Annotated in this window: 22 protein-coding genes, 1 tRNA gene and 1 pseudogene; 10 read left to right on the top strand and 14 right to left on the bottom strand. The window is 50.1% G+C overall.

From position 1 onward, the window contains the following. Window positions 1–228 precede the first annotated feature (228 nt). A complete protein-coding gene (locus tag BSPA111_RS10865; RefSeq protein WP_183271171.1) occupies window positions 229–1,065 on the top strand; it encodes an AraC family transcriptional regulator in 837 nt (278 codons plus the stop codon). 364 nt (window positions 1,066–1,429) lie between these two features. Here BSPA111_RS10865 and BSPA111_RS10860 read toward each other — a convergent pair. Then, window positions 1,430–1,506 (bottom strand) — tRNA-Arg (locus BSPA111_RS10860). 198 nt (window positions 1,507–1,704) lie between these two features. Here BSPA111_RS10860 and folD point away from each other — a divergent pair. Next, on the top strand, window positions 1,705–2,571 hold the full coding sequence (gene folD / locus BSPA111_RS10855; protein WP_183271170.1) for a bifunctional methylenetetrahydrofolate dehydrogenase/methenyltetrahydrofolate cyclohydrolase FolD: 867 nt from the start codon (window positions 1,705–1,707) through the stop codon (window positions 2,569–2,571). A 1-nt stretch (window position 2,572) separates the two neighbouring features. After that, on the top strand, window positions 2,573–2,785 hold the full coding sequence (gene ybcJ, locus BSPA111_RS10850; RefSeq protein WP_121265615.1) for a ribosome-associated protein YbcJ: 213 nt from the start codon (window positions 2,573–2,575) through the stop codon (window positions 2,783–2,785). Window positions 2,786–2,847: 62 nt separating this feature from the next. On the opposite strand, the pseudogene BSPA111_RS10845 reads toward ybcJ, so the two are convergent. Beyond that, window positions 2,848–3,837: pseudogene (locus BSPA111_RS10845) on the bottom strand (LacI family DNA-binding transcriptional regulator); the annotation flags it as partial. Window positions 3,838–4,183: 346 nt separating this feature from the next. Between BSPA111_RS10845 and BSPA111_RS10840 the strand changes: the two are divergent. The 4 genes from BSPA111_RS10840 (at window position 4,184) to malI (ending at window position 10,519) form a co-directional block, all read left to right on the top strand. Next, the gene (locus BSPA111_RS10840) at window positions 4,184–5,416 is read left to right on the top strand and encodes an oligosaccharide MFS transporter (protein ID WP_183271168.1); all 1,233 of its coding nucleotides are present in this window, start codon (window positions 4,184–4,186) and stop codon (window positions 5,414–5,416) included. A gap of 11 nt (window positions 5,417–5,427) precedes the next feature. Then, entirely contained in the window at window positions 5,428–7,485 is a 2,058-nt protein-coding gene (locus tag BSPA111_RS10835; RefSeq protein WP_183271167.1) for a beta-galactosidase, read from the top strand. Between the two features lie 327 nt (window positions 7,486–7,812). Further along, window positions 7,813–9,312, top strand: a complete 1,500-nt coding sequence (locus BSPA111_RS10830) for a PTS transporter subunit EIIC (RefSeq protein WP_183271166.1) — start codon at window positions 7,813–7,815, stop codon at window positions 9,310–9,312. Between the two features lie 190 nt (window positions 9,313–9,502). Continuing rightward, on the top strand, window positions 9,503–10,519 hold the full coding sequence (gene malI, locus BSPA111_RS10825) for a Mal regulon transcriptional regulator MalI (RefSeq protein WP_183271165.1): 1,017 nt from the start codon (window positions 9,503–9,505) through the stop codon (window positions 10,517–10,519). 30 nt (window positions 10,520–10,549) lie between these two features. Here malI and rnk read toward each other — a convergent pair whose 3' ends face one another. Continuing rightward, entirely contained in the window at window positions 10,550–10,960 is a 411-nt protein-coding gene (rnk, locus tag BSPA111_RS10820; protein WP_183271164.1) for a nucleoside diphosphate kinase regulator, read from the bottom strand. Between the two features lie 160 nt (window positions 10,961–11,120). After that, window positions 11,121–12,497 carry a GntP family permease gene (locus tag BSPA111_RS10815; RefSeq protein WP_183271163.1) on the bottom strand — a complete coding sequence of 459 codons (1,377 nt, stop codon included), beginning with the start codon at window positions 12,495–12,497 and terminating at the stop codon, window positions 11,121–11,123. Between the two features lie 371 nt (window positions 12,498–12,868). On the opposite strand from BSPA111_RS10815, the gene BSPA111_RS10810 reads away from it, so the two are divergent. Continuing rightward, window positions 12,869–13,699: an alpha/beta fold hydrolase gene (locus BSPA111_RS10810; RefSeq protein ID WP_183271162.1), complete on the top strand. Its 831-nt coding sequence runs from the start codon at window positions 12,869–12,871 to the stop codon at window positions 13,697–13,699. Between the two features lie 43 nt (window positions 13,700–13,742). Here the strand turns inward: BSPA111_RS10810 and BSPA111_RS10805 are convergent, their stop codons facing one another. The 9 genes from BSPA111_RS10805 to citC all read right to left on the bottom strand — a co-directional run bounded on the left by BSPA111_RS10805 (window position 13,743) and on the right by citC (window position 21,585). Beyond that, window positions 13,743–13,892 (bottom strand): hypothetical protein, encoded by a 150-nt coding sequence (locus tag BSPA111_RS10805; protein ID WP_183271161.1) that lies wholly within the window; start codon window positions 13,890–13,892, stop codon window positions 13,743–13,745. A gap of 94 nt (window positions 13,893–13,986) precedes the next feature. After that, window positions 13,987–14,790 (bottom strand): ribonuclease I, encoded by an 804-nt coding sequence (gene rna / locus BSPA111_RS10800; protein WP_183271160.1) that lies wholly within the window; start codon window positions 14,788–14,790, stop codon window positions 13,987–13,989. 87 nt (window positions 14,791–14,877) lie between these two features. Further along, window positions 14,878–16,341: an anion permease gene (locus tag BSPA111_RS10795; RefSeq protein WP_183271159.1), complete on the bottom strand. Its 1,464-nt coding sequence runs from the start codon at window positions 16,339–16,341 to the stop codon at window positions 14,878–14,880. A 37-nt stretch (window positions 16,342–16,378) separates the two neighbouring features. Next, the gene (citG, locus tag BSPA111_RS10790; protein WP_373925634.1) at window positions 16,379–17,275 is read right to left on the bottom strand and encodes a triphosphoribosyl-dephospho-CoA synthase CitG; all 897 of its coding nucleotides are present in this window, start codon (window positions 17,273–17,275) and stop codon (window positions 16,379–16,381) included. After that, the gene (gene citX / locus BSPA111_RS10785; protein ID WP_183271158.1) at window positions 17,247–17,798 is read right to left on the bottom strand and encodes a citrate lyase holo-[acyl-carrier protein] synthase; all 552 of its coding nucleotides are present in this window, start codon (window positions 17,796–17,798) and stop codon (window positions 17,247–17,249) included. Before citX ends, citG begins: the two co-directional genes overlap by 29 nt. Window positions 17,799–17,801: 3 nt before the next feature. Next, window positions 17,802–19,316, bottom strand: coding sequence for a citrate lyase subunit alpha (citF, locus tag BSPA111_RS10780; protein ID WP_183271157.1), 1,515 nt, complete (start codon window positions 19,314–19,316; stop codon window positions 17,802–17,804). A 9-nt stretch (window positions 19,317–19,325) separates the two neighbouring features. After that, window positions 19,326–20,222 (bottom strand): aldolase/citrate lyase family protein, encoded by an 897-nt coding sequence (locus BSPA111_RS10775; protein WP_183271156.1) that lies wholly within the window; start codon window positions 20,220–20,222, stop codon window positions 19,326–19,328. Then, window positions 20,219–20,515 carry a citrate lyase acyl carrier protein gene (citD, locus tag BSPA111_RS10770; protein ID WP_183271155.1) on the bottom strand — a complete coding sequence of 99 codons (297 nt, stop codon included), beginning with the start codon at window positions 20,513–20,515 and terminating at the stop codon, window positions 20,219–20,221. Before citD ends, BSPA111_RS10775 begins: the two co-directional genes overlap by 4 nt. Next, window positions 20,512–21,585, bottom strand: a complete 1,074-nt coding sequence (gene citC / locus BSPA111_RS10765; RefSeq protein ID WP_183271154.1) for a [citrate (pro-3S)-lyase] ligase — start codon at window positions 21,583–21,585, stop codon at window positions 20,512–20,514. Before citC ends, citD begins: the two co-directional genes overlap by 4 nt. Window positions 21,586–21,955: 370 nt before the next feature. Here citC and dpiB point away from each other — a divergent pair, with 370 nt between their 5' ends. Beyond that, window positions 21,956–23,620, top strand: a complete 1,665-nt coding sequence (gene dpiB, locus BSPA111_RS10760; protein WP_183271153.1) for a sensor histidine kinase DpiB — start codon at window positions 21,956–21,958, stop codon at window positions 23,618–23,620. Next, window positions 23,589–24,272 carry a two-component response regulator DpiA gene (dpiA, locus tag BSPA111_RS10755; RefSeq protein WP_183271152.1) on the top strand — a complete coding sequence of 228 codons (684 nt, stop codon included), beginning with the start codon at window positions 23,589–23,591 and terminating at the stop codon, window positions 24,270–24,272. The genes dpiB and dpiA overlap by 32 nt, the downstream gene beginning before the upstream one ends. A gap of 13 nt (window positions 24,273–24,285) precedes the next feature. On the opposite strand, the gene dcuC is transcribed toward dpiA, so the two are convergent. Next, complete coding sequence (dcuC, locus tag BSPA111_RS10750) at window positions 24,286–25,668, bottom strand: anaerobic C4-dicarboxylate transporter DcuC (RefSeq protein WP_183271151.1); 1,383 nt, start codon at window positions 25,666–25,668, stop codon at window positions 24,286–24,288. Window positions 25,669–25,691 lie beyond the last annotated feature (23 nt).

The following is a 25,691-nucleotide window of genomic DNA, read 5'->3' as shown; positions in this document are numbered from 1 at the left end:
TGTTTCGCTCATTTTTAATATTAACGAGTTTGGTGTCATTAAGGTTATTCGCGTTTTAAAGAGAAGGTTTATTACGTCGTCAAATTAAAATAAGCATATGTTACAACTTTATTGATCTTTGGTTATTCATTGACTGAAGTTATGAATTAATTATCGCAGCTTACAAGGTTTGTGTATCATGAAGGGATGCCAAGTTGTGTCGATCAAGCGTCAATTTAAGTGGGATAGATGGCTAAACCGAAAAAGATGCTCTACTCGTTCCGCTCAGAGAAGGATGCAGAAGGGGCCAGGCTTGCTCGCCCCGTTTTTTTTAGATCGTTCACGCTGGCAGAAAATGTGCAGTCTGAACTCCATTCTCATCCGTTTGTCCAGTTTCACTACGCTCGTGAAGGCTCCTTATACGTTTCCGTGGAGAATAATTCGTACATTATTCCCGCTTGCTATGGATTGTGGATCCCAGCATTCACCCCTCATTTAGTGCACACCGCCAGTGAAGTGATGCTGGAAAACCTGGATATCGATCCAGAATATTATGAGTCGAAATGCGGGAAATCTGAATTGAAGCTGGTGACGGTATCTGACTTTGCGCGCAGTTTTATCCACCATGCCACGCAAACTATTCCTGAGTACTATGATGCCGATGGCAAAGAAGGGCGGTTAGTTTCAACCTTGCTCGATGTGCTCAATGACCTTCCGGCTGCGGGTTTTGCAATTACCTGGCCAACGGCTCCGGCGCTGCTGGAAATGTGCCAGCAAATCAGTGAATCACCGGATTTACCTCATTTAATGGAAGAGTGGTCTGAGCGTGTGGGTATGTCACCACGGACTTTTTCACGGCATTTTATTAAAGAAACGGGCATCACATTCAGCAACTGGAAACAGAGGCACCGTTTGCTGCATTCGATTATTTTATTGCGCCAGTCGCGAAGCGTGACTGAAATTGCATTGATGCTGGGTTATGGCAGCACGTCTGCTTACACCTATGCATTCCGCCAATTATTTGGCGTATCGCCTTCACGTTATGAAGTCGCACCACCACCGCCGGATGCGGTATTACACGATTAGCATTCCGCGCTCCAATTTTGAATTACCGCGTATTACTCTCGGTATTTTCCACGACGGCTCACCAATATGCGAGCAACCAAAACATACACCATTGAGCAAACTGGATGGTTCGCAGCTGCCAACGCGCTACATGAAATTTAAGGAAGTCGAAAGCCTGACAGGCAAGAGCTATAAAACGTTATGGAAGATGTGAGCGAAGGATGGCACCTTTCCCAAACCGCATAAAACAAAAGATGGCGGGTTTTTGGGAGGTCAATGTCAACCGATGAAGCATGGAGAGATAGCAAATTCACAAATGACAGCGGAAATGATAGCGGGAAATTAATGTGTAGCGATGGGTTTTGTCGTAACGCATTGTTTTAAATGGTACGCCCTACAGGGCTCGAACCTGTGACCTACGGCTTAGAAGGCCGTTGCTCTATCCAACTGAGCTAAGGGCGCACTGAAAGTGCAGTTTTGTATCGTACTACGTTTGGAACGCTCGGATTATACGGTCAGTACCTTTCTAGTCAATGGCTTTTCAACTGCCTGCGCGACTATTGAGCATAAACGCTTAACAATGCCTGACAGCGAGCCGCGCTTCTGACAAAATAGAAACAATCCCCTCCCTTTTTGATTACAGACGGAATCATCTGACTGATGGCAGCAAAGATTATTGACGGTAAAACGATTGCGCAGCAGGTACGGCTTGAAGTTGCTGAAAAAGTGAAAGCCCGAATTGCCGCTGGAAAACGTGCTCCTGGACTGGCAGTTGTGCTGGTGGGAGAGAACCCTGCTTCGCAGATTTATGTCGGTAGCAAACGTAAAGCCTGTGAAGAAGTCGGCTTTATTTCTCGCTCCTACGATTTGCCTGACACCACCTCTGAAGCAGAACTGCTGGAGCTGATTGATACGCTCAACGCAGATAACGAAATCGACGGTATTTTGGTGCAGTTGCCACTGCCTGCGGGCATCGATAACGTAAAAGTTCTGGAGCGTATCGATCCGGATAAAGATGTGGATGGTTTCCATCCTTACAACGTTGGCCGCCTGTGCCAGCGTGCGCCGCGTCTGCGTCCTTGCACACCGCGCGGTATCGTCACGCTGCTTGAGCGTTATGGCATTGATACCTATGGCCTGAACGCCGTGGTGATTGGCGCATCTAACATTGTTGGCCGCCCAATGAGTATGGAATTACTGCTGGCGGGCTGCACCACTACCGTGACCCATCGCTTCACCAAAAACTTGCGCCAACACGTCGAGAACGCCGATCTGGTGATTGTCGCAGTCGGCAAACCTGGTTTTATTCCAGGCGAGTGGATCAAGGAAGGGGCGATTGTGGTGGACGTGGGGATTAACCGTCTGGAGAGCGGCAAAGTGGTCGGCGACGTAAATTATGATGAAGCCGCAGCCAAAGCCTCGTATATTACGCCGGTTCCGGGTGGCGTTGGCCCAATGACCGTCGCCACTCTTATCCAGAATACCTTGCAGGCTTGCGAGGAATATCATGATGTCGATGGAGAGTAAAATGGCGACCTTCTCATTAGGTAAACACCCACACGTTGAATTATGCGATCTGCTGAAGCTGGAAGGCTGGTGTGAAAGCGGCGCACAGGCGAAAGCGGTGATTGCCGAAGGGCTGGTGAAGGTAGATGGCGAAGTCGAAACTCGCAAACGCTGCAAAATTGTTGCAGGTCAGACGGTGAGCTTCGAAAGCCTGAGCATTACCGTTCAAGCGTAAGCTTCCCACCTAAACCCTCGCTTTTGGGCGAGGGTTTTCCTTCTGCGTTATCGTCCTGTAATCGAATCACGCAATACAAATTCTGCTGGCAGAATGCAATTGCCAGGCGTCTTTCCCTGCGTGGCCGCCAACACTCTGGCAACAGCTTCTTTTCCCTGAGTATCTAAATCCAGCCGCACCGTGGTGAGTGAAGGGGTGAAGAATGCGCTTTCGTAGCTATCATCGTAACCAATGACAGAAACCTTCTGCGGCACCGCTATCTGAGCCTTATGTAGCGCGCTCAGCACGCCCAGTGCCATCTGATCGTTTCCTGCCAGCAGGGCACTGAATTCAACCTTATCGTTGATCAGTTGCTGTGCGCCGGCATACCCGCTTTGTGCATCCCATGTGCCGAAAATGACAGCCGAGGGCGTTAAGCCGAATTCCTTGAGGCTTTTTAACCAGCTCGCCAGACGCAACTGTGCAGAAATCGAGTATTGCGGGCCAGGCAGCAGCGCGATGTTTTTGTGGCCGAGTTCGCTTAAGCGCTTAACACTTTCCTGAGTGCCATTCGCCGGGTCGAAGATAACGTGAAACACGCCGCTGTCTGGAGCTACGTCGAGAAACAGGCAGGTGACATCTTTATTCTGCCGGGCAATCGCTCTGGCGAGTGGGGTTTCAAGTGGAACGTTGATAACGATTTTTTCGACAAATTGAGATTTGAAGTCATTGATGGATTGCTGAATCGCCGTCTCGTCGTTCTCATCAATCATCGAAATCAGCACCTGATAACCCGCTTCACGGGCGTGCATTTTAACGGAGGCGGCGATTTGTGAAGGTGCGTGCAGGGCCAGGGACGTGGTGATAAGCCCTAACGTTAGCGTGCGCTTACCGACTAACTGTTGCGCCAAACGGTTAGGCACATAGCGCAATTCTTCGATGGCTTGCTCAACGCGAATACGCGTTTTCTCGGCGACATTCACAGATTTGTTGAGCACCCGAGAAACCGTCTGGTAGGAGACACCGGCATGGCGGGCAACATCTTCCAGCGTTGCATTTCTATTTTTATTCACCCTCAATCCTTACGTTATCATCCGGCCTAATCGGGTCCGTTTCTTCCTGCCCGGAATCTCCACTATATCAAAATGTCATACGTTCACATGGCCGAATTTTGAGATCTGCTTCACCTTTTGCCATGTTTAAAATTTTGTTATGTGATGTTGATTGCAGTTTACATCTCTGATGGTTGTTTGAACGATTTGCCAGGTATTTTATGTAACTCACTGATGTGAACGTCGTACATTTTTGGGTTAACCACATTAACCCAACACAGCAGCGTAAACTAAACCCTAAAAAAGAACGCTATTCACTGTGTATTCAGTGAAGCACCGACTCTGTTCCTTCATGAGGAAGAAAAAGATGGTTACCGGCAAAAGGAACTACATTCTTTTAAGCATTTTCGATTTTCTTTACTTGTTTGCCTGGTCGTCGACGATGGCCTTTTTTGTTATCTGGACGACACAGCACCTGGGGATCAGTGCCACCAAAACGGGCTGGTTGTATGCGATTAACGCCTTTATCGCACTGACGATGCAGCCGTTTTTTGGCTTTATCTCAGACAAGTTCGGTACTAAAAAATCGTTAATCTTCCTGATCATCGCGTTGCTGCTGCCGATTGGGCCGTTCTTTATTTATGTTTATGCGCCGCTTCTGGTGAGTTCTTTCTGGTTAGGTGCTGTATTAGGTGGCATCTATCTGGGGATTATTTTTAACTCTGGCTGCGGCGTGATTGACTCTTATATCGATAAAATTTCCCGTCGTTATTCATTCGAATATGGACGGGTGAGAATGTGGGGATCTTTAGGTTGGGCTGCCGCAGCGTATATTGTGGGGCGCAATATTAATGATAACCCAAATCTCTCATTCTGGTTGGCGAGTATTGCGATTGTATTAGCTGCTGTGTGTTTCATGATGACCAAAATTGAAGTCACGCTTGAAGAAGAGAAAATGACTTCGTCATTAAAAGCGGTACACGTTTTTGAACTGGCAAAAAACAAACAGTTCTGGATGCTTATCATATTTACGCTGTTCGTTACGCAAATTTATGACACCTATGATCAGCAATTTGCCCAGTATTTCTCCTTACAGTTCTCAAGTGTTGATGAGGGGAATAAATGGTATGGCACGCTGGCCTCGGTTCAGGTCTGTTTCGAAACGTTATTCCTCGGTCTGATGCCATGGTTCGTCAATCGCGTCGGGGCAAAATGGGCGCTAGTGATTGCTGGGACGATAATGTCAGTGCGCATTCTGGGTTCTGCGGTACCGCTTGGTCCGGTGTGGATTGCTGCTGTTAAAATGATGCACGCGATTGAAAAACCACTGATTTTAATTTCGGTATTTAAATTTATCTCGCAGAACTTCGACCATAAATTATCATCCACCATCTATTTGCTCGTGTTGTTTGCTGCATCCATTGCAACCACGGTTTATTCACCTGTTGTCGGCTATTTGTACGACACCATTGGTTTTGCTAACGCATATATCATTCTTGGCATTATTTCAGGGCTCTTTACGCTGTTCTCAGTGTTCTCTCTACGCAATAGAAAAGACCCGGTCATTACCCTTTCTCAGGAGAGAGAGTCGTTAGCATAACGGAGGCAGTCATGAGTAAGTTATTTCCGAAACTGAATTTTTTACACGGTGCAGATTACAATCCCGACCAGTGGCTGAATCAGCCTGATATTTTAGAAAAAGATATCGCGATGATGAAAGAAACGAAATGCAACGTGATGTCGGTAGGGATATTTAGTTGGTCAAAACTTGAGCCCGAAGAAGGGAATTACCAGTTCACCTGGCTGGATAATATATTGGATAAACTGTATGCCAACGGGATCTCTGTTTTTCTGGCAACCCCGAGCGGTGCCAGGCCCGCGTGGGTCAGTGAAAAATATCCAGAAGTTTTGCGGACCAATAAAGATCTGACTAAAAACTTGCATGGCGAGCGGCACAACCATTGTTATTCGTCACCTGCATATTTGCGTTTGACAAAGAATATTAACGAACAGCTCGCAAGACGTTATTCGCACCATCCGGCCGTGCTGGCCTGGCATATCTCCAATGAATATGGCGGGGATTGCCATTGCGAGATTTGCCAGCAGAGTTTCCGTGACTGGTTGAAGAATAAGTATCAGACGCTGGATAACTTAAACCAGCGCTGGTGGAGTTCATTCTGGAGCCATGAATATTCAAACTGGAACCAGATTCATTCGCCAGGGCCGCTGGGTGAGCAGTCGGTTCATGCGCTGAATATTGACTGGCGGCGCTTTGTAAGCGAACAGGTTGCCCTGTTCTGTCGTCATGAGATTCAGGCCGTTAAGCCTTTTAATCCGTCGTTGCCCGCGACCACGAATTTCCACGGCGTGTTTTACGATTATGATTATTGGCGTCTGGCGGAGGAAGTCGATTTTATCTCCTGGGACAGCTATCCCGAATGGCATCAGACGCGCGATCAGCAGGATCTCGCCTCCAGCACGGCTTTCACTTTTGACCTGATGAGAAGCCTTAAACCTGGGCTGCCGTTCTTACTGATGGAGTCCACGCCTGGCACAACCAGTTGGCAAGCCGTCAGTAAGTTAAAAAAGCCAGGGATGCATCAGCTTTCGGCGCTACAAGCTGTGGCTCATGGTTCTGATTCTGTTCAATATTTCCAGTGGCGGAAGAGCCGTGGTTCTATTGAAAAATTCCACGGTGCGGTGGTCGATCACGTTGGGCATGTTAATACGCGTGTCGGGCGGGATGTGAAGCAGGTAGGCGTTGCGCTGGAGAAACTGGCGGGAGCGGCAGGAACTGGCTATCAAGCTGATGTGGCCATGGTTTACGACTGGGATAACCGTTGGGCAGTGAACGATTCCGCAGGCCCGCGAAACTGTGGCATCAAGTTTGAAGAAACCGTGCAACAGCACTATCAGGCGTTGTGGCGGCAAAACATTCCGGTCGATATTGTTTCTCAGCAGTCTGATATCAGCCGCTACCGGGTGCTGGTTGCGCCGATGCTTTACATGGTCAATGAAGACTTTGCAAAACGAGTGAATACGTTCGTTGCGGCTGGCGGCGTGTTTATTGCGACTTACTGGTCGGGGATCGTTAATGCTGACGATCTCTGCTACACCAATGGTTTCCCTGGACCGTTGCGCGAAGTTTTAGGCATCTGGTCAGAAGAAATTGACAGCCTGTATGACGGTGAAACGAATCAAATCGGTATCACCACATCGGGGTGGAATAGCCAGGTTCGCGAATACAAATGTGTAGAACTGTGCGATTTGATTCATGCAGAAACGGCGGAAGTGCTGGGGGTTTATCAACATGATTTCTACCAGGGCAGGCCAGCAATCACCCGTAACCAGTACGGAAAAGGGCAAGCCTGGTATGTCGCGGCAAGAACCGACGGGGATTTCCTGCATGATTTTTACCAGCATATTGCAAGCCAACACGGGGTGAATGCCTGTACGTCGATGTCACTCCCTGTGGGCGCTGTGGCGACCGCAAGGCAGGGCGACGGGCACGACTATCTTTTTGTCCAAAACTTTAGCGACCAGGCGCTGACTCTTGAGTTGGCAGAAGAAAACCGTTTGCTGGAACCGTTGTTGAATAGCGAGGGGATTAACGGGCACCAATATTCCCTTTCAGCTTTCGGCGTGGAAGTCTTTTTAGCCCAATCCTAAGCGAACACCATCCCCCTCTCTGATACGCGGAGGGGGATGGTGCGCCTGTTTACGGTGCTTTCATCGAATGCCGATTGACGCTTGTCTACCCGGCAAGTGACCGTCTGAATCCCTCCAGGTTAGGTTTTTAATCCCCTATAAAAAACAGGTTAAAACCTGCGCGACTTCAAATATTCGATAACAGTATGGCTACAACTCAGATTTTTGTTGCCGGGCAAAATTCGTTTCGTCAGTATAGGTAGAACGTTCTACTAGAACGTTCTACCTAGCATAAAAACGCGTAAATCAATAAAACGCGATGGCGGCGTCAACACCAGGGGATTGTCTATGAGTTTGCTTTCGAGCGTTACGAAATCGTTATCTAAGTTGTCGATGATAGGGCGTGCTTTAATGCTGCCGATCTCGCTACTTCCTGCTGCGGGTCTGTTACTGGCCTTTGGCGATAAATTCCATTTACCACTGATGATGAACGCGGGCGGGGTGATTTTCGACAACCTGCCAATGCTGTTTGCCATCGGTTCGGCGGTAGGGCTTGCGGCAGAATCGGGTATTGCTGCGCTGTCGGCGGCGGTATCGGTGTTTATTATTAATATGACGATTGGCACGGTGATGCATATCACGCCAGAAATGGCGGCGTCAGGCGGGAAGTTTGCCATGGTGGTGGGCATTCCGACCTTGCAGATGGGCGTATTTGGCGGCCTGATTTCCGGTATTCTCGCGGCCTGGTGCTATAACAAATTCCATACCATGCAGCTGCCTGAATTCCTCGGTTTCTTCTCCGGCAAGCGTTTTGTTGCTATCGCCACGGCATTCTTATCCTTCCTGCTGGGCATGGTGTTGCCGTGGATCTGGTCTTACATTCAGTCCGGTATTGATTCGCTGTCGGTGATTGTGAACGGTGATAACCAGGCGCTTTCAACCTTTATCTTCGGATTGGTGGAACGCGCGCTGATACCGCTTGGCTTGCACCATATCTGGTATCCCTCGTTCTGGTATTCATTTGGTGAATACACCACGAATGCCGGGCAGGTGATTCACGGTGACCAAACTATCTGGTTCAAAATGCTCGAAGAGGGCGTGAAATCATTCAGCAGTGACAGTTACCACAACGCCGGTAAATTCATGCAGGGCGAGTTCCCGCTGATGCTGTTTGCACTGCCTGCGGCGTGTCTGGCGATGTATCACGAAGCCAACACCAAAAATAAGAAGATTGCCTCCGGTATTTTGTTCTCTGCGGCACTGACCTGCTTCCTGACGGGCATTACCGAACCGGTTGAATTTACCTTTATTTTCGTCGCACCAATCCTGTATGTCTTTAACGCGATTATGGCTGGCCTGTCTTATATGTGTATGTATTTACTGCACGCACATATCGCCAAATCGTTCTCGGCGGGGATGATTGACTACATTTCCTTTGGTATCTTGCCGTCGTTCAACGGTTACCAGACCAACTTCCTGTCGGCGGTTATCGTCGGTATACCGATGGCGCTGATTTACTACTTCACCTTCCGTTATGTGATTCGCCGTTTTGATGTAAAAACGCCGGGCCGTGCAGACGTTTCCGCAAATGCGAATGACAAAACAGACACCGAACTGGCTGGCGATATCATTGGTTTGCTGGGCGGCGCTGAGAACATCAACTCTGTCGGTTCATGTATTACGCGTTTGCGCCTGGAAGTGGAGAAGAGCGATCAGGTTGATAAAGATGGCCTTAACAGCCTCGGTGCACGCGGCGTGGTGTTTGTCGGCGATTCAGGCATTCAGGTGATATTCGGTGCTCGCGCTCAGTTTATTGCTCAGACTATGTCGACGATGATAGGAAAGTAACTCTCCGCGTCATCATTCAAGCTGCAGATGCGTTGGCAGCGTTCACTTACCCCAGTCACTTACACAAGTAAGCTCCTGGGGCTAAGTTCTCTTGCCGCCTTTCTGCAACTCGAATGCTATAGCGGAGCCAGGCAAAGAGCTGTATGTTTCAGGGGGCTGAATTTTATGGATTATCGGTGACAGGAACGGGATGAAAAAGGTCAATATTATTGATGTAGCACAACTGGCAGGCGTTTCTGTCTCCACGGTTTCACTGGTGCTGCGTCAAAAAGGAAAGATCTCTGATGCGACCATCGACAAGGTCAATGCTGCGATTAAACAGCTTGGCTACGTTCATAATGTGGCAGCGGCTAATCTGCGTTCCAGCACTTCAAATCTCATTGGCCTGATTATCAGGGATTTCAATGATTCCTTTTGCGTTAACGTCATGGCGAGTGTGGTTAATTATCTGGAAAAACAAGGTTATATGGTTTTTCTTGGGCACCCACAAAACGATGTCGAGCAGTTACAACAATGTTTAACCTCGTTCAGTCAGCAAGGCGTGGCGGGGGTTATTTATCTTGATGCCAATCACCGATTAGCTTCCATACCGGACCTGATTGCTGAATGTCCACTGCCGACCGTGATCATTGCAGAATCGACAGTAACCAGTGGGCGGGATGTGATTGGGCGTGATAATCGCCAGGCGGGACACCAGGCGACGCGTTATCTGATTGACCGTGGTCATCGAAATATCGCCTATTTGGGCGGCACGGCGACCAACCTGATACGCGAAGAGCGTTTACTCGGTTATCGCAATGCACTCGCGCAATACGATCTGCCGTTTCGCGAAGAGTGGGCGCCCGTTTGCGAAAATAACACCGAGGCTGCGGCCCGTTTAACCCGGCAATTACTGGAAAAAAATAGCAAAATTACCGCCATGCTTTGCCATTCCCCATCAGCCATTATTGGCTGCCTGAATGGGATTCAGCAGGTTGGACGAACCGTCGGTAAAGATGTGTTTTTGACCCAACAAGTTTCACTGATTGGATTCGAAGATATGATGCACATTAATCTCACGTCCCCCCGGTTTACCTATGTTTCAGCATCCAGCGAAGAAGCCGGGCGACAAGCCGCAACGCTGATTGTGAATAAGATAAAAACGCCGGCTTTGCCGTCACAGAAGATTATTATTTCTGGAGAGTTGGTGTTGCGGGAATCTGCATAACGTCCCCCTTCGCTATGAAGGGGGCAATCATTAACGGTGGTATTCGCCCGCAGCTTCTGGCTGGTATTGCAGCTCCAGCACTTCCAGATGCGTCTGGTTACCGTTCGGTAACGTCCAGTTGATTGTTGCACCGACACGCAAACCCAGCAGTGCCGCACCAACGGGTGCCATCACAGAAAGTTGGTTGTCACTATCGGTCAGGTTTACCGGGTAAACCAGCGTGCGAACATGCTCCTCTTTTGAGGCCAGATCGCGGAATTTCACGCGGCTGTTCATGGTCACGACGTCTGCCGGAATATCTTCAGGCTTACGCATTTCTGCTCTGTCCAGTTCTATATTCAGTGCCTGAGCGACTGGCTGGTTGGCAAATTGTGGTTGCTCCAGCAGTCGGTCGATACGCTCGGCATCAAGTTCATTAATGATAATGGCTGGTCTGGACATAATTCTCTCCATGTAAAAAAAACAGGCACTCTTGTGTCTGATGGCGGACCTTACAAAAGAAAACCCTCACTCAATGAGCGAGGGTTTGGTCTGTGTTGATGATACTGAGCTTAACGCTTAGTTTAAAGCGACTTCAGTCACATTTTAATAACAGCACAGTTTACAGGATTATGCTACCTACCAGCGCGAACAGGAAGGCGATAGACCCGATCAATGTTTCCATCACGGTCCAGGTTTTCAGGGTGGTTTTCTCGTCCATTTCGAGGAAACGGCCAACCAACCAGAAGCCTGAGTCGTTCACGTGAGACAGAACAGTCGCACCACCCGCAATGGCCACCACGATGAAGCACAGGTCGAACTGGCTCAAACCCGGTGTCACGGCAACCATTGGAGAAATCAACGCGGCAGTGGTAGTCAGAGCGACCGTTGCAGAACCTTGCGCGACACGCAGTGCGGTAGAGATAACGAACGCGGCAACAATGACTGGCATACCGGTATCGGATAACACACCCGCCAGAGCATCACCAATGCCACTTGCACGCAGAACGCCACCAAACATACCACCCGCGCCAGTCACCAAAATGATGCCGCAGATTGGACCGAGTGCGCCATCACACACTTTTTCCAGATGCTGGCGGCTGTGGCGACCACTAAAGACGGCAAGCGCGAAGAAGACGGTAATCAGCAGTGCGATAGGCGTTTTGCCCAACATCCGCAGTAACTGAACCACGGTATTATCACCGCTGACCCAACCGAGCACGGTCGCTGTATTCAGGCCAGTATCGAGGAAAATCAGTACCAGTGGCAGCAGCAGAATCGCTAATACGGTGCCAAATGCTGGTGGCTTATGGTTTGCATCGACTTCCATGCTTCCCAGGAAAGAAGAAGGCAATTTAACGTCGAATTTTTTACCGGCGTACAGGCCAAACAGATACGCGCCGAGATACCAGGTCGGAAGCGCGATAATCAGGCCAACAATCACCAGCAGACCGATATTTGCACCCAGCAGTTCACTGGCAGCAACCGGGCCTGGATGCGGTGGCAGCAGGGCGTGCATGACTGCAAATGCACCCGCAGCAGGCAATGCGTACTTCAGCGTAGAACCGCCGAATTGTTTTGCCACACTGAAGATAATCGGCAGCATGACGACCAGGCCCGCATCAAAGAAGATTGGGAAGCCGAACAGCAACGATGCCACACCGAGCGCCAGTGGAGCACGATGCGAGCCAAACGTTCCGATTAGCGTGTCGGCAAGTACTTTTGCCCCGCCAGAAATTTCAAGCAAGCGGCCAATCATTGCGCCAAGACCAACCAGCAGCGCAACGCCTGCCAGTGTGCTCCCAAAACCGCCCAAAATAGTTGGGACAATTTTATCGAACGGCACGCCTGTCACCAGGGCGACGACGACACTCACAAGGGTTAAAGCCAAAAAAGCATGCACTTTGAAACGCATGATAAGGATAAGTAGGAGTACAACTGCACAGGCTGCAATCCCTAGAAGGGTCCCTGCGCCAAGATGTGCTGTTATTTCGGTCATTTGTTTTTCCTCTACGCCGAATTTATAGGTGAATAAAGCATTTGCATTATTCACTACATTTCTGATACCGGTAACATGATACTGGTAACATCGGCCACTCGGGAATGGCCTGAACCCTGTTTATTGGCGTTTTGGGAGCAAGGTCAAACTATCAAAATAAACCCTCATTAACACTCGCTGACGAATTGATGACTCCAAATCAACCTGCCTGATGAAAAAATTGCATTACCCTCTATATACCCCTCATCTTTCAAGTCGCAGGTGCGTTAGCGGCACACTCGTTCACCGCTTACCTGTCTCTTGAAATCTGTTGGGTTTATGCACGTATCACTTATGCGCCTTGTGCAGTAATCACCTGAAGAGGAGATATCATGAGCCATTACGACAAACTCACGTTAAAGGACGGCAGTTCTCTTTATTTTAAGGATTGGGGAGAAGGGCAACCGGTCGTTTTCAGCCACGGCTGGCCGTTAACAGCAGATGCGTTTGAAGATCAGATGTTTTTCCTGGGCCAGAAAGGATTCCGCGTGATTGCTCACGACAGGCGTGGGCATGGTCGCTCATCGCAATCCTGGGAAGGAAATCATATGGATCAATATGCTGACGATCTGGCAGAGTTGACCGCGCATTTGAATCTGAAAGAGGCTATCCATGTGGGTCATTCCACTGGCGGTGGAGAAGTGGCGCGATACATTGGGCGCCATGGTACTCATCGCGTGGCAAAAGCCGTGTTAATCAGTGCTGTACCGCCGATCATGGTGAAAACTGATTTCAATCCTGACGGTGTTCCCATTGATGTGTTTGATGGGATTCGTGAAGGTGTGCGTGCCAATCGGGCTGACTTTTTCAAAGAGCTAACCCTGGCATTTTATGGCTATAACCGTCCGGGGGCGACAATCTCGGAAGGCGTAAGGGAGAGTTTTGTCGAGCAGGGTATGCAGGGAGGGATCAAAGCGCTATACGATTGTATTAAAGCGTTTTCTGAAACTGACTTGCGCGAAGACCTGAAGAAAATGACCATCCCAACGCTGGTTATTCATGGCGATGATGATCAGATTGTACCGTTTGAAACCTGCGGGAAAGTCACGGCGGCGACATTGCCGGACTCGATATTCAAAGTGTATGAAGGTGGATCGCACGGCATTTGTACCACCGAGAAAGACCGGGTAAATGCGGATTTACTGGAGTTCTTGAAAGGATAACGTCCTGGCGGGTGAGCGACGTATCACCCGCCTTTTAACGTCTTCAATTTCCGGCAACCGGTAACATAATCTCTTTTAAGATTTCGTAGCGCTGTTGCGGTGAAAGCCAAATCAAACCTAATAATTTGTGCGCCTGGCCTTCGCGTTCAAACTGAGTTTTCAACTGTTTTAAAAAGCTTTTTGTCGTATTCATCATTACCTCCGCACTAGATATGCAAAGCATATGACCAGAAATACGGAACTAATAGTGAACTGATTGTTTTTTGACTTCCGTATTTAAGCGGGAGTTAGTACCCGACAGCATCCAGACGGAATTGCTTCGCGCAGTTGCCAGGATTTTTTTGTGCCGCAAATGCGCTTTCGTTCAGTGGGCCGTTAATTTTCCCGGCATCAAGCGAGATTTGCATCTCTGTCAGATAGGCCGGATTGCCGTTACAGGTCAGTTTTACTGCCTTCACCGCCTCTGTCCCCCAGCTTTTCTCCAGCGCCTTATTGAACGCTTTTCGCGTCACGACGTTGCCGTAGTTTTCTGCGAGGAAGGTTCCGAAAGCGCTTTGCTTGAATTCACTATTCAGGCGCACCATAGTGCCGAAATACGCATTGGGGTTAAAGCCGAAACAGGCACCATGCTTGGCAAATTCATAACGATCCAGACACGATTTCCCGCCTGCTCCAGGCATGACGCCGGCGAGTTTACTGGCGATGTCGGGGGATAATTCAGGTGCTGGTGCCTGGCACTTTTGTGAACCGCGAACTTCCGCCATGTTTGGCACTGGGCGGGTTGAGCAGCCGTAACGCATCCAGCGTTTTTCATCCACACCGCGTGATGCGACGGATTTTGGCAATCCCGGCCACAGCCCATGCACTGTCAAAAATGCGCGTTTATCATTTTGTTCCTGCTGGATTTTGCATTCAGTTGGTTCGTCACGATTGCGCTCATGCATGCTCTGGCAAAAGCCGGTTTGCCATGAAAGCGCCAATACATAACGATCGAAATCGCCATATTGTTTAGGTTGCAGATCTTCAGCCATGGAGTGGAAACTGGCGGCGCACGCGAGGGTAAGTAGCGTGGTTTGGCAGATAAATTTCATGCCTTACTCATTCTGTTAGATGATGATTCCTTATTTAAACATAAAAAAAGCGCCTCGCGAGGCGCTTGTATTCAGCATTTCTATCCATCAACTCCACAGCGCCAGAATCGGCCAGCCAACGCACAGCAGCATGGTGATAAAAATCACGCCGAAAATTGCACCCAGGCGCCAGTAGTCTTTCGATTTTACGTAGCCGCAGCCATAAATAATGACCCCAGGACCCGTTGCGTAAGGTGTCAGGCAGCCCATGATACCGATAGAAAGAACCAGCAGAATGCACAGGTGTTCCATGGGCACGCCCGGAATACCTTTCCCCACGGCCAGGATGACGGGAAGCATGGTGGCGGTGTGCGCGGACAGGCTGGCAAACAGGTAGTGCGCGAAGTAGAACACCAGTACCAGCACGATAACCGTGGTGTTCGGCGAAAAACCTTCCAGGTGGGAGCTCATGGTATTGGCAAACCAGTCGATAAAACCGGAGCGGGTAAGACCGCTTGCCATTACAACCAGAGTGGCGAGATTAACTAATGTGTTCCATGCGCTGTTGTATTTGGTGATGTCTTTCCAGGGCACGACGTGCAGCGCCAGCATCAGGGAGACCGCCAGCAGACCAACCGCAGTCGCATCAATCATTTCACCGCCAAAAACCCACAGCCCAAGACTCAGCAGTACCAGGCAAATCAGCGTTATCTCTTTGCGCGTGAGGCTGCCCATCTCTTGCAGCGCATCTTTCGCCCAGCCTGAAACTTCTTCACTGTGCGTGACCTCTGGTTTGTAGAGGACATAAGAGAGCCACGGAGCCACTATAAGCAAAATAATCCCGACCGGCAGGAAGCTCAGGAACCATTGCATCCAGCTAATCTGAATGCCAGCAATTTTGTTGACAAACTCCAGCCCCAATACGTTGGGCGCGGCACCGGTGATAAACATCGACGAGCTGAGGCTGGTACTTATCACCATCATCCACATCAGGTAACCGCCGATACGCTTGGACGAAGGATCGTTAGGGAAAGACTGGAACAGCGGCGGCAGGTTTTTGATTACCGGGAACACGGTGCCGCCGGTACGCGCGGTATTTGACGGCGTAAACGGGGCGAGCAGAATATCAATGATGACAATCGCGTAACCCAGCGTCAGCGTGCGTTTACCCATGAATTTCACCATGAATAACGCGATACGGCGGCCAAGCCCGGTGACTTCATATCCCAGTGCAAAGATAAACGCGCCGAACACTAGCCAAACGGTGGTGCTGGAGAAGCCCGCAAGCCCCCATTTCAGGGCTTGTTTTCCTGAGTCGAAAGCCGGGTCGGCTAACTCTTTTGCATCGAACAGCAGATAATCACTGCCGATAACGCAGATGGTCACCGCGATAAAACTGATGGCGGTGGCTGGAATGGGCTCGAGGATCATCCCGACGATCATCGCGACAAATACCGCAAAATAGTGCCATGCCTGCGGTGGCATGCCGTCAGGGACTGGGATGAGCAGCATCACTGCCATCACCAGCAACGGGGCCAGCAATTTCCATATTTTATCTTTTGAAACAGACATAACTGATTCTCCAGTAAGACATTTTTATGATTGATAATTAAGGTGTGTAGGGCGAGATTTGGGCTAAAAACCAGGTAATGATCAGCAGGTCGGCGCTGCCTCCAGGACTTAAATTGCGCGTTATGCAGGCGGCGTCGAAATCGTACAAATGATCCAGGTCTTCAGGCTGCTGGATACCGCCGTTGCGTAGCAGCATGTGGGCACGCTGTTGCAGCCAGCTCAGGCCAGCGCTGCCTCCGCGTGAAGCAACGTTGGTATCGCCGTTGTGCGCCATCAACACCAGTAGCGTGTCGAGCAAGGCCAGTTCAGGAGTGGTTCCCTGGGCCAGTTTCGAGTGGTAATGCGGCAGCGCACGAGTTAACACCAACGGATAACCTGCTTCGGCTTCCCCGCGAGCCCCGGTTAGCCCGGATTGTCGGAAAAGCCGTTGTCCGGCGGTCTCTTGAAGGTTGTTTTGCTGAAGCTCTCGTCGGGTTATCCCATGGCAAAAGGCCGCAACGGTTTCACAAATCGCCACAGGCGTTGTGGCACGCTGTTGCTGATGTAAACGCCCTATTGCGGCACACAGTAATCCGAGTGAAAAAATGCTGCCTTTGTGCGTGTTTACGCCAGCCGTTGCGCGGAACATAGCGGCTTCACATTCGATGCCGATGGGGCGCAAATTTTTAAGGGTTTCGCATTCAGGGCGTGATGCCATCGCCGCACCCATTTGAATAAAGCGCGGCAAAAACAGGCGAATGGCATTGGCACTGCGATAAAAATCTTCCAGCGCCATATCTTTGTGCGCACCGCAGTTATGCCTGTCGACCAGGCCGGGCTTTGGCGTTAAATTCACCTCCACCAATAACGCGCGGAACGCGAGTTCGCTGTAATGAGCGACGATTTCTTCTGGAACCCCGTCGCAATCAACGTGAGGCTGAGCTATCTGCATCATGCAGCAATGCCTCCATTCGATTGAGCAATTCCGCCTGTGGATGCGCGCGTTCCCTTGCGCATACCGCAGCGGTTTGCGGGCACACTAAGCAGCGGCGTGCGGGAAGCGAAAAATCACTGCGCGACAGGATCTTCCCTTGTGGCGTGAGGACATCGATATCCCACAGGCGGCCCAGCACATGCTGTTGTTCAAGTTCAATGGCTGCCTGCTTGACCAGATTCGCCGGTGCGTTGATGGCCAGTAACGCTTCCGGCCCCGTTGTGGGTGATAAGCAGCGCTGTCTCTTGATTTCCCAGCCAGAGTTTTCTGCAAGTTGCCGTATTGCCCTTAGCGCGTAATTAAAAATGCGCCGGGTCAGAACGCTGTCTTTTACCGGACCGGGTGCCACCACCGTCAGGGAGATGAGCGTTGCGGCGTACTGATTGAGCCATTCCTGCTGCCGGGTTTGCCTGGCTTCACGGGAGGCCAGCAACTCCGGCAAATTGACGACGGCGTGAGTGGCGTTGGAGATATACATCGGCATGATTCACTCCTTCACCTGACGAACGACATCAATCACTGACCCATCGCGGTAACGCACCACTGCGACCACGCGATCGGTAAACTCGATGGCGCGGGGCTGGCCGGTTAATATTTCCGCACGTTCACGCAACCATTCGATGGAGACGATTTTCATCCCCGCCTCTTTGAGGCGTTCAGCCAATTCAGGGCGTGCAGGATTGACGGCAATACCATGATCGGTAACCAAAATATCCACGCTTGAACCCGGCGTAACGCAGGTCGTTACTTCGTCAACCAACGTAGGAATACGGCCGCGAACCAGTGGTGCAACGATGATTGAAAGCGCTGCAGCGACGGCGGTATCGCAATGGCCGCCAGATGCTCCGCGCAACACGCCGTCAGAACCGGTGAGCACGTTGACGTTGAATTGCGTGTCGACTTCCAGCGCGCTCAGTACCACCACGTCAAGACGGTCGACGGAAGCACCTTTTGAACCCCAGTTGGCGTACTGGTTGGCACTGATTTCAATGTGATTGGGATTGCGAGCCAGCGACTGCGCAGCGCTGCGGTCAAAGCTCTGCACATCGAGGAGTTTTTTGATGAGCCCTTTTTCATGCAAATCGACAATCGTTGCGGTGATACCGCCGAGGGCAAAACCTGCCTGAATATTGCGGCTGCGCATTTTGTCTTCCAGAAAACGCGTCACCGCAAGTGAGGCACCGCCGGTGCCGGTTTGCAGGGAGAAACCTTGTTTGAAATAACCCGAGTTAACCACGACGTCGGCGGCACTGCGGGCGATTAATAACTCGCGGGGATTTGATGTCATGCGCGTGGCATCGGCTCCGATTTTATCGGCATCGCCAACCTGCTCAACTTGCACAATGAAATCGACCTGATCTTGCATAATGCTGGCCGGATTATGCGGATAGGGCAGCAAGGCTTCAGTCAGCAATACCACCTGGCGGGCGTTTTCGGCATCGACTTTGGCATAACCCAGCGAGCCACAGCAGGCTTTGCCCGTGTAGCCATTGGCATTGCCAAATTCGTCACAAGACGGCACGCCAAGGAAGGCAACGTCAATTTTTAGCTCGCCACTGTTAACCAGATGAACGCGTCCGCCATGCGAGTGGATTTGCACTGGTTCTGGCAACAAACCGCGCGAGATTTCTTCGGCCAGCGGGCCGCGCAAACCGGAGGTGTAAATGCGCGATACGACGTTATTGCGAATGTGTTCGACCAATGGTGCGTGGCAGTCGCTCAGTGAACTTGACGCCAGCGTCAGATTTTTGAAACCCATACTGGCGAGGGTTGCCATGACAGTATTGAGCGTCAGATCGCCCCCACGAAAGGCATGGTGGAAAGAGATGGTCATGCCGTCGTGTAAGCCGGAACGACGAATCGCTTCCTCAAGCGAAGTACATAATTTTTTATTACGCGGCTTTTGCGCCTGTAAATTCAGTTTTGAGGTGTTTTTATAAGCGGGCAGTTCGCTTTCACTGCGTTGAGCCCAGGCGGCAATGCGTTGCTGTTTCTGAGTCATTTTTTAGCCTTATTCTTCACGAATGCCGGAAAGTGCGGCGCGAGACAACACCAGACGAGCACGTTCGATAACCGGGCTGTCGACCATTTTTCCGTTCAGAGAGACCACGCCGCGACCTTCTCGTGCAGACGCCTCGGCGGCTTCGACAACCGCGTTTGCATGGTCGACTTCTTTTTGAGTCGGGGCGTAGAGGTTGTGCAGCAACTCAATCTGGCGGGGGTTGATAAGCGATTTGCCATCAAAGCCAAGCTGTTTTATGTGCGCCGTTTCGTGCAGGAAACCGGCTTCGTTATTGGCGTCGGAATAGACGGTGTCGAAGGCCTGAATGCCTGCGGAACGCGCAGCTTGCAGGATGGAACAACGGGCGAATAGCAGCTCAGTACCTTCAGGAGAACGCTCTGTGCGCAAGTTACGGACGTAGTCTTCCGCGCCCAACGCGATACCGATTAAGCGTGATGATGAATGCGCAATGGCAACCGCTTGAGTAATGCCCATTGGTGATTCGATTGCCGCCAGTAATCCGGTACTACCCCGTTCACGGCCACATTCGGCTTCAATTCGCACGATTTCGCTTTCGATGTCGATAACGTCTTGTGCCGTATCTGTTTTTGGCAGCCGTACGATATTCGCACCGCCGCGTACAACCGCTTCCAAATCGGCTACGCCATATTCAGAATCGAGCGGATTCACGCGCACGATGGTTTCCACGTCCTGATAAAGCGGATGTTGAAGTGCGTGGTAAACCAGGCGACGCGCCGCATCTTTTTCCCGCAGGATGACCGAGTCTTCAAGGTCGAACATCAGAGCATCAGCCTGATAAATAAAGGCGTTGCTCACCATTGCTGCGTTGGCGCCCGGAACAAATAGCATGCTGCGGCGGGTGCGGTTTTTTTGTTCAGGAGTCATGCTTTTTCCTCCCATGGCAGGCTGTTTACATCACTTGCGCGCACCAACAGGGTTTCCAGGCGGGCGCGGAGAATACAGTCCAGCGCACCTTTGTCATCCAGAATCAACTGAACTCCCTGAATATGATGGCGATGGAGGATTTCCAGCACGGTGGCGCGAATGGCTTCGCCAAACTGTTTTTCAACGTTACTGCTGATTTGCAGGTCTATTTCCTGATTCTCTAGTGGGGCGATTCGGATCATCACATCGCCTGATTCCAGGGTGCCGGCGACGGCTGCATGCGTAATTTTCATTTTTCACCTGTTAATGTGGATTCAAGTTGCCCGGTAACGGAGTGGGCAGGGCGAGCGACGAACATGCTTTCCAGGTAGTCGCGCGTCACTTCGGGAACAAGTTTGTCGATCGACGAAAAGTCTTTTTTCACCAGCAGCTTGCGCACCCAGGAGGCGGAAATCGCCATGCCGTGATATTGCAGGCGCTCAATTTCAACCAGCTCAATGGGTGGAACAGGCAGTGAGGGGGTTTGTAGCCAGTGGCGCATATCTTCGTTGTATGCGGCGGTGACGGCGCACCAGGGTTCCGTACCGACAAAACGGTGTGTTATCCCTAAAGCGGGAGCCAGAAACTGGCGGAAAATCTTCAGGTCTATTTCGGTATGGCAGTGGTTGAGCACGCCTTGTTCTTTGATGAAATAACAAGGAAACGTTGCACGCGAAATGATGTACTCAGATCCGCGATGAACGGTGAGTCTTTTAATATCGGCGGTGCCGGTACGAACCAGTGCGAGGCGGTCTTCATAAGGGAAACGTGAGGTGTCTTCTTTCACCAGAAAAACATGCAACCAATCACATTGCTCCGCTGCTTTTTGGATTAAATAGCGATGCCCGTGAGTAAATGGATTGGCGTTCATCACGATGCAGCCAATTTTATCGCCAGCCTGGCGCAATGTGGTGAGATAGCTGGCGTAGCGTTGCAGGCGTGTCGCGCTATTTTCCATCAAAACCATCATGCCGGGCACGCTGGTGATGGTATAAAAACCGCACTGCTTAAAGAGCGCTTCGTTTTGTGTTTTGGTGTAAATGAACAGGTGAGGGCATTGCCGCTCATAGGCGAGGTTAATTAATTCTGTGGCAAGGGTGAGAGCGATACCTTCACCGCGTACGGTTTCATCGACGGCCACACATTTAATGATATTCCCTGCAATCCCCCCGCAAGCGATAAGCCGATCATTTTGGGTTACGGTAATAAACACGTCTACTGTCGTATCGATGCTCAGATCGTTTTCACGCAGAAAGCGTGTAATAGCTGCCATTTTTATATTATCGGCACGTTTAACCTGGGCTAATACGGTATTACCAAACATGAATTCCGGTTTCCTGATACTGAGAAGGCTTGTTGAAAACAATTGTGGTTATTTGTTGCAACTTATAACGTTTTATTTTCAATTGAGCTTTTCGGTTTTTTTAGTACAGCAAGGGAGATCGTAAGGGGTATTTGTTGAGAAGGTTTTGAGCTATTTCACAAAGGGTTACGTGACTTAAATAGACTTAATGGTTTTTATTTGTTTAATTAGTTTCTTTGCGATTTGTGACGTGGTTTTTATTTGTTTAATTGATTTAATGTTCTAAATCTGTGACGATTAATTTTATTTTTCCACCCTGTTTTAGATACAAATTTATTACATTTGGCTAAATCCACGGTATTCATTTCGATGCTTAAATAAGGATCGGGGGATGCATGGAAAGGAAAGGGTTAGCGTAATGCGGTTTTTTCATCAGATTGCCTTTCCATTAAGAATTTTCTTGCTGCTTTTGCTGGTGTCGACTTTATTGATTGCCGCTTTAGGTAAGTATTTATCCGCCAGTTTTGAAGATTATCTGTTTAATCACGTTCGTGATATGGCCATGAACCAGGCGCGGATTATCGCGTCAAATGACAGCCTGATCGTTGCGGTTAAAAATAGAGACAGCCAGCGTCTGGCCGCGATCGTGGGTAAAATCTCTACCGGTTCGGATTTTGATTATGTAGTAATCGGCGATAGCCATTCCATCCGCCTTTATCACCCGAATCCGGCAAAAATTGGCTATCCCATGCAATGGACAAAACCCGGCGCTCTGGAAAGGGGGGAAAGCTACTTTATTACCGGAGAAGGCTCCATTGGCATGGCTATGCGGGCAAAAACCCCGGTTTTTGACGAGAGCGGGAAAGTGATTGGCGTGGTATCGCTAGGTTATTTGGTGAGCCGAATTGAAAGCTGGCGCCTGGATTTCCTGCTGCCATTGGCTGGCGTGTTCGTGGTTATCCTGATTATTCTGATGCTGCTGTCCTGGCTTTTTGCTTCCCATATTCGCAGGCAGATGCTGGGCATGGAGCCTCGCCAAATTGCGCGTGTGGTTCGTCAACAAGAGGCGTTGTTTGGATCGGTATATGAAGGGCTGATTGCAGTAGATAGCGCGGGTCTCATCACTGCAATTAATCGTAACGCGCGTAAAATGCTTGGCTTGCGCTCCCCTGGCAGACAGTGGTTGGGGAAACCTATTGCTGAAGTTGTGCGTCCGGCAGGATTTTTTACCGAGAAGATCGACGAAGCGCGTCAGGATGTGATGTGTACATTTAACGGATTGAGTGTGATTGCCAATCGAGGCGTCATTCATTCCGGGCATGCATCCCCAGCAGGTGCGATTGTGAGCTTCCGCAGTAAAGATGAAATCAGCACATTGAATGCGCAGCTTACGCAGATTAAACAATATGTTGAGAGTCTGCGGACGTTGCGCCACGAGCATCTGAACTGGATGTCGACACTCAGCGGGCTGCTGCAAATGAAGGAGTATGACCGTGCGCTGGAAATGGTAAAGGGAGAATCTCAGGCGCAACAGGCACTCATCGACACTCTGCGTGGCTCGTTTAATGATCGGCATGTTGCGGGGCTGTTGTTTGGTAAGTCGCAGCGGGCGCATGAATTGGGCCTGGAATTAAATATCGTACCTGGAAGCCGTTTACTGGCGCTTCCGGATGGGCTGGATAGCGCGGAGTTTTCGGCGATTGTCGGCAATTTATTAGATAATGCGTTCGATGCCAGCCTGAAAAGCGCCCATAACCATAAGATTGTTGACCTCTATTTAAGTGATGAAGGTACCGATGTCATTATTGAAGTCGCCGATCAAGGTTGTGGGGTGCCAGAGGCGTTACGTGAAGTTATTTTTGAACAAGGTGTCAGTACCAAAACCGAGAACAAGGATGCACATGGCATTGGATTGTATCTGATTGCCAGTTATGTCACTCGCTGTGGCGGGGTAATTACCCTGGAAGACAATGAGCCCAGTGGTTCTTTATTTTCTGTTTTTATTCCGAAAGTGAAAAAGAGCAATGACTCAATCAATAACAATTCTGATTGTTGAAGATGAAACGGCGTTGGCAGAAATGCACGCGGAGTTTATTCGTCAAACGCCAGGCTGTGGGCAGGTGTGGCTGGCAGGGAATTTGGTACAAACAAGAATGATGATTGAGCGGTTTAAACCCGATCTCATTTTACTGGATAACCATTTACCCGATGGCAAAGGGATCACATTGCTGCATGAACTTGTGCAGAGTCGCTACCCCGGCGGCGTGGTGTTTACCACGGCGGCAAGCGATATGGACACGGTTTCGGATGCTGTGCGTGGTGGCGTATTTGATTATCTGGTGAAACCTATCGCCTATGAGCGCCTTGAACAAACCCTGACGCGTTACAAGCAAAGAATGCAGATGCTGGCGAGCAACGCCAGTGCCAGTCAGCGGCAGATTGACGATATGTTCAACGCTTACGCGCGTGGCGAGCAAAAAGAGGTTTTACCGGTGGGGATTGATGAACTGACGCTCGAAAAAGTGCAGTTATTGTTTACCGATCCCGAAGCCCGGCATACGGCTGAAACGGTGGCAGAGGTGTTAAAACTAAGTCGCACTACTGCCAGGCGTTACCTGGAGTTTTGTGCAAGTTGCCAACTCATCATGGCTGAAATTGTCTATGGCAAAGTAGGTCGCCCACAGCGTACTTACCGGGCGACCTTTTAGATGACGAGTGGGTTTAGCCGCCCACAACGATTGCAGAGGATGGTACGAGGATCTCGGTGGCGATAATCACCACAATCAGACCAACCGCAATCGGTACTGAAGTCCGTTTAACCACTTCGAAAGGTGAGATTTTCGCCATACCCGCTACCGCTACAACGACGCCGGAAACCGGAGAAATGGTACGGCCCAGGTTGGACGCTTGCAGCATAGGAATCACAAGGTACGCAGGGTTGATGCCAGAGGAGTGAGCCAGTTTCGGGATCATCTCAACAAAAGCGTAGAACGGCGCGTTACCTGAACCGGTGGTCATTGCGGCCAACATCGTGAGCACGACCAACACCAGCATCAGAATGATACTTGCGGAGCCAAATGATGTCGCAATGGAAATCAGGCTCTGGATAAAGCCGATGGTGCTCAGGCCCTGAGCGAACACGCCCGCTGCCACCAACAGCATCACCACGTTTGCGAAGGCATCAGCCATACCGCGGTAACAAACCTCCAGCCCGGAGAAAACACTCTGCGTATTGAAACTACGGAAGAATTCAATAATTGCCGCAATCAGAATACAGATAACTAAAATAGTAATGATATGCAGCTGTGGACCCCATTTACCGTCGAAAATCAACACACCAATAATTGGCGTAAACGGCAGAATGGCATAGAAAGAAGGCGCGGTAGTCTGGATTTCGCTGACATCTAGCATTTCATGGCTGATGTTCTCTTTTTTATCCAGATAGCGTTGCCAGAAGAAGTGGGCAATCGCCATCGCAATGATGGCCGCAATGGAAATTGGCACGGTAGTTTTAAAGGCAAAATCAACCAGTGTCATTTCAGCCGCTTTCGCAGCCAGCACCACGTCACCTGAAGTCGGAGACAAGATGATTGCAGCAGGGGAGGCACAAATTGCAGCTGCAGCACCACGGCTAATACCGACGTTCACCATCACCGGGAACAACGTTGCCATCAGCAATACACCCAGACCGGTCGCAGAAGAGACTGCCAGTGACATCAGGCACGCCACGAAATACGCGGCAATCATCAGAATGTAAGGTGAGTTAATGAGTTTCAGCGGTTTTGACGCGAGCTTCACGACCATGTCGTTCGCGCCAATATGCGTCATATAAGAGGCGAAACCACACAGCATCATGATCATCATGCCGAGATCGCCACCGCGGCTCATCAGCAGGATTTTGACATATTCGACAATATCGGTTGCTGTGTAACCGGTGCTTTCAGCACTGCCTGGTAATACTTTGTGACCCATCAGGGCACTAATAATCAGTAACGTTAAGCCGCCGACGAATAATACGCCGGTGGCGGAGTAGCCTTTGATGATGTAGCGAGCTACACCAACAATCACTACAACCCCAATAAGTAATTCAATCGTTGTCAGCATTAAAGCCCCCTGTTGCGTTTGGT

The organism is Buttiauxella sp. A111, assembly GCF_014189855.1.
In the GTDB taxonomy this organism is placed as follows: Bacteria; Pseudomonadota; Gammaproteobacteria; order Enterobacterales; family Enterobacteriaceae; genus Buttiauxella; species Buttiauxella selenatireducens.
The sequence above is the reverse complement of the archived record's forward strand: the minus strand, read 5'-3'. Positions and strand labels throughout refer to the sequence as shown.

Coding starts and splice junctions, on each gene's coding strand:
- citC (WP_183271154.1), bottom strand. CDS start 21,585: ATGTTTGGTAATACCGTATTAGCCCAGGTTAAACGTGCCGATAATATA.
- citD (WP_183271155.1), bottom strand. CDS start 20,515: ATGAAAATTACGCATGCAGCCGTCGCCGGCACCCTGGAATCAGGCGAT.
- citF (WP_183271157.1), bottom strand. CDS start 19,316: ATGACTCAGAAACAGCAACGCATTGCCGCCTGGGCTCAACGCAGTGAA.
- BSPA111_RS10805 (WP_183271161.1), bottom strand. CDS start 13,892: ATGAATACGACAAAAAGCTTTTTAAAACAGTTGAAAACTCAGTTTGAA.
- citG (WP_373925634.1), bottom strand. CDS start 17,275: ATGATGCAGATAGCTCAGCCTCACGTTGATTGCGACGGGGTTCCAGAA.
- BSPA111_RS10865 (WP_183271171.1), top strand. CDS start 229: ATGGCTAAACCGAAAAAGATGCTCTACTCGTTCCGCTCAGAGAAGGAT.
- dcuC (WP_183271151.1), bottom strand. CDS start 25,668: ATGCTGACAACGATTGAATTACTTATTGGGGTTGTAGTGATTGTTGGT.
- rna (WP_183271160.1), bottom strand. CDS start 14,790: ATGAAATTTATCTGCCAAACCACGCTACTTACCCTCGCGTGCGCCGCC.
- dpiB (WP_183271153.1), top strand. CDS start 21,956: ATGCATGGAAAGGAAAGGGTTAGCGTAATGCGGTTTTTTCATCAGATT.
- ybcJ (WP_121265615.1), top strand. CDS start 2,573: ATGGCGACCTTCTCATTAGGTAAACACCCACACGTTGAATTATGCGAT.
- rnk (WP_183271164.1), bottom strand. CDS start 10,960: ATGTCCAGACCAGCCATTATCATTAATGAACTTGATGCCGAGCGTATC.
- BSPA111_RS10830 (WP_183271166.1), top strand. CDS start 7,813: ATGAGTTTGCTTTCGAGCGTTACGAAATCGTTATCTAAGTTGTCGATG.
- dpiA (WP_183271152.1), top strand. CDS start 23,589: ATGACTCAATCAATAACAATTCTGATTGTTGAAGATGAAACGGCGTTG.
- BSPA111_RS10815 (WP_183271163.1), bottom strand. CDS start 12,497: ATGACCGAAATAACAGCACATCTTGGCGCAGGGACCCTTCTAGGGATT.
- BSPA111_RS10835 (WP_183271167.1), top strand. CDS start 5,428: ATGAGTAAGTTATTTCCGAAACTGAATTTTTTACACGGTGCAGATTAC.
- folD (WP_183271170.1), top strand. CDS start 1,705: ATGGCAGCAAAGATTATTGACGGTAAAACGATTGCGCAGCAGGTACGG.
- BSPA111_RS10810 (WP_183271162.1), top strand. CDS start 12,869: ATGAGCCATTACGACAAACTCACGTTAAAGGACGGCAGTTCTCTTTAT.
- malI (WP_183271165.1), top strand. CDS start 9,503: ATGAAAAAGGTCAATATTATTGATGTAGCACAACTGGCAGGCGTTTCT.
- citX (WP_183271158.1), bottom strand. CDS start 17,798: ATGCCGATGTATATCTCCAACGCCACTCACGCCGTCGTCAATTTGCCG.
- BSPA111_RS10840 (WP_183271168.1), top strand. CDS start 4,184: ATGGTTACCGGCAAAAGGAACTACATTCTTTTAAGCATTTTCGATTTT.
- BSPA111_RS10775 (WP_183271156.1), bottom strand. CDS start 20,222: ATGACTCCTGAACAAAAAAACCGCACCCGCCGCAGCATGCTATTTGTT.
- BSPA111_RS10795 (WP_183271159.1), bottom strand. CDS start 16,341: ATGTCTGTTTCAAAAGATAAAATATGGAAATTGCTGGCCCCGTTGCTG.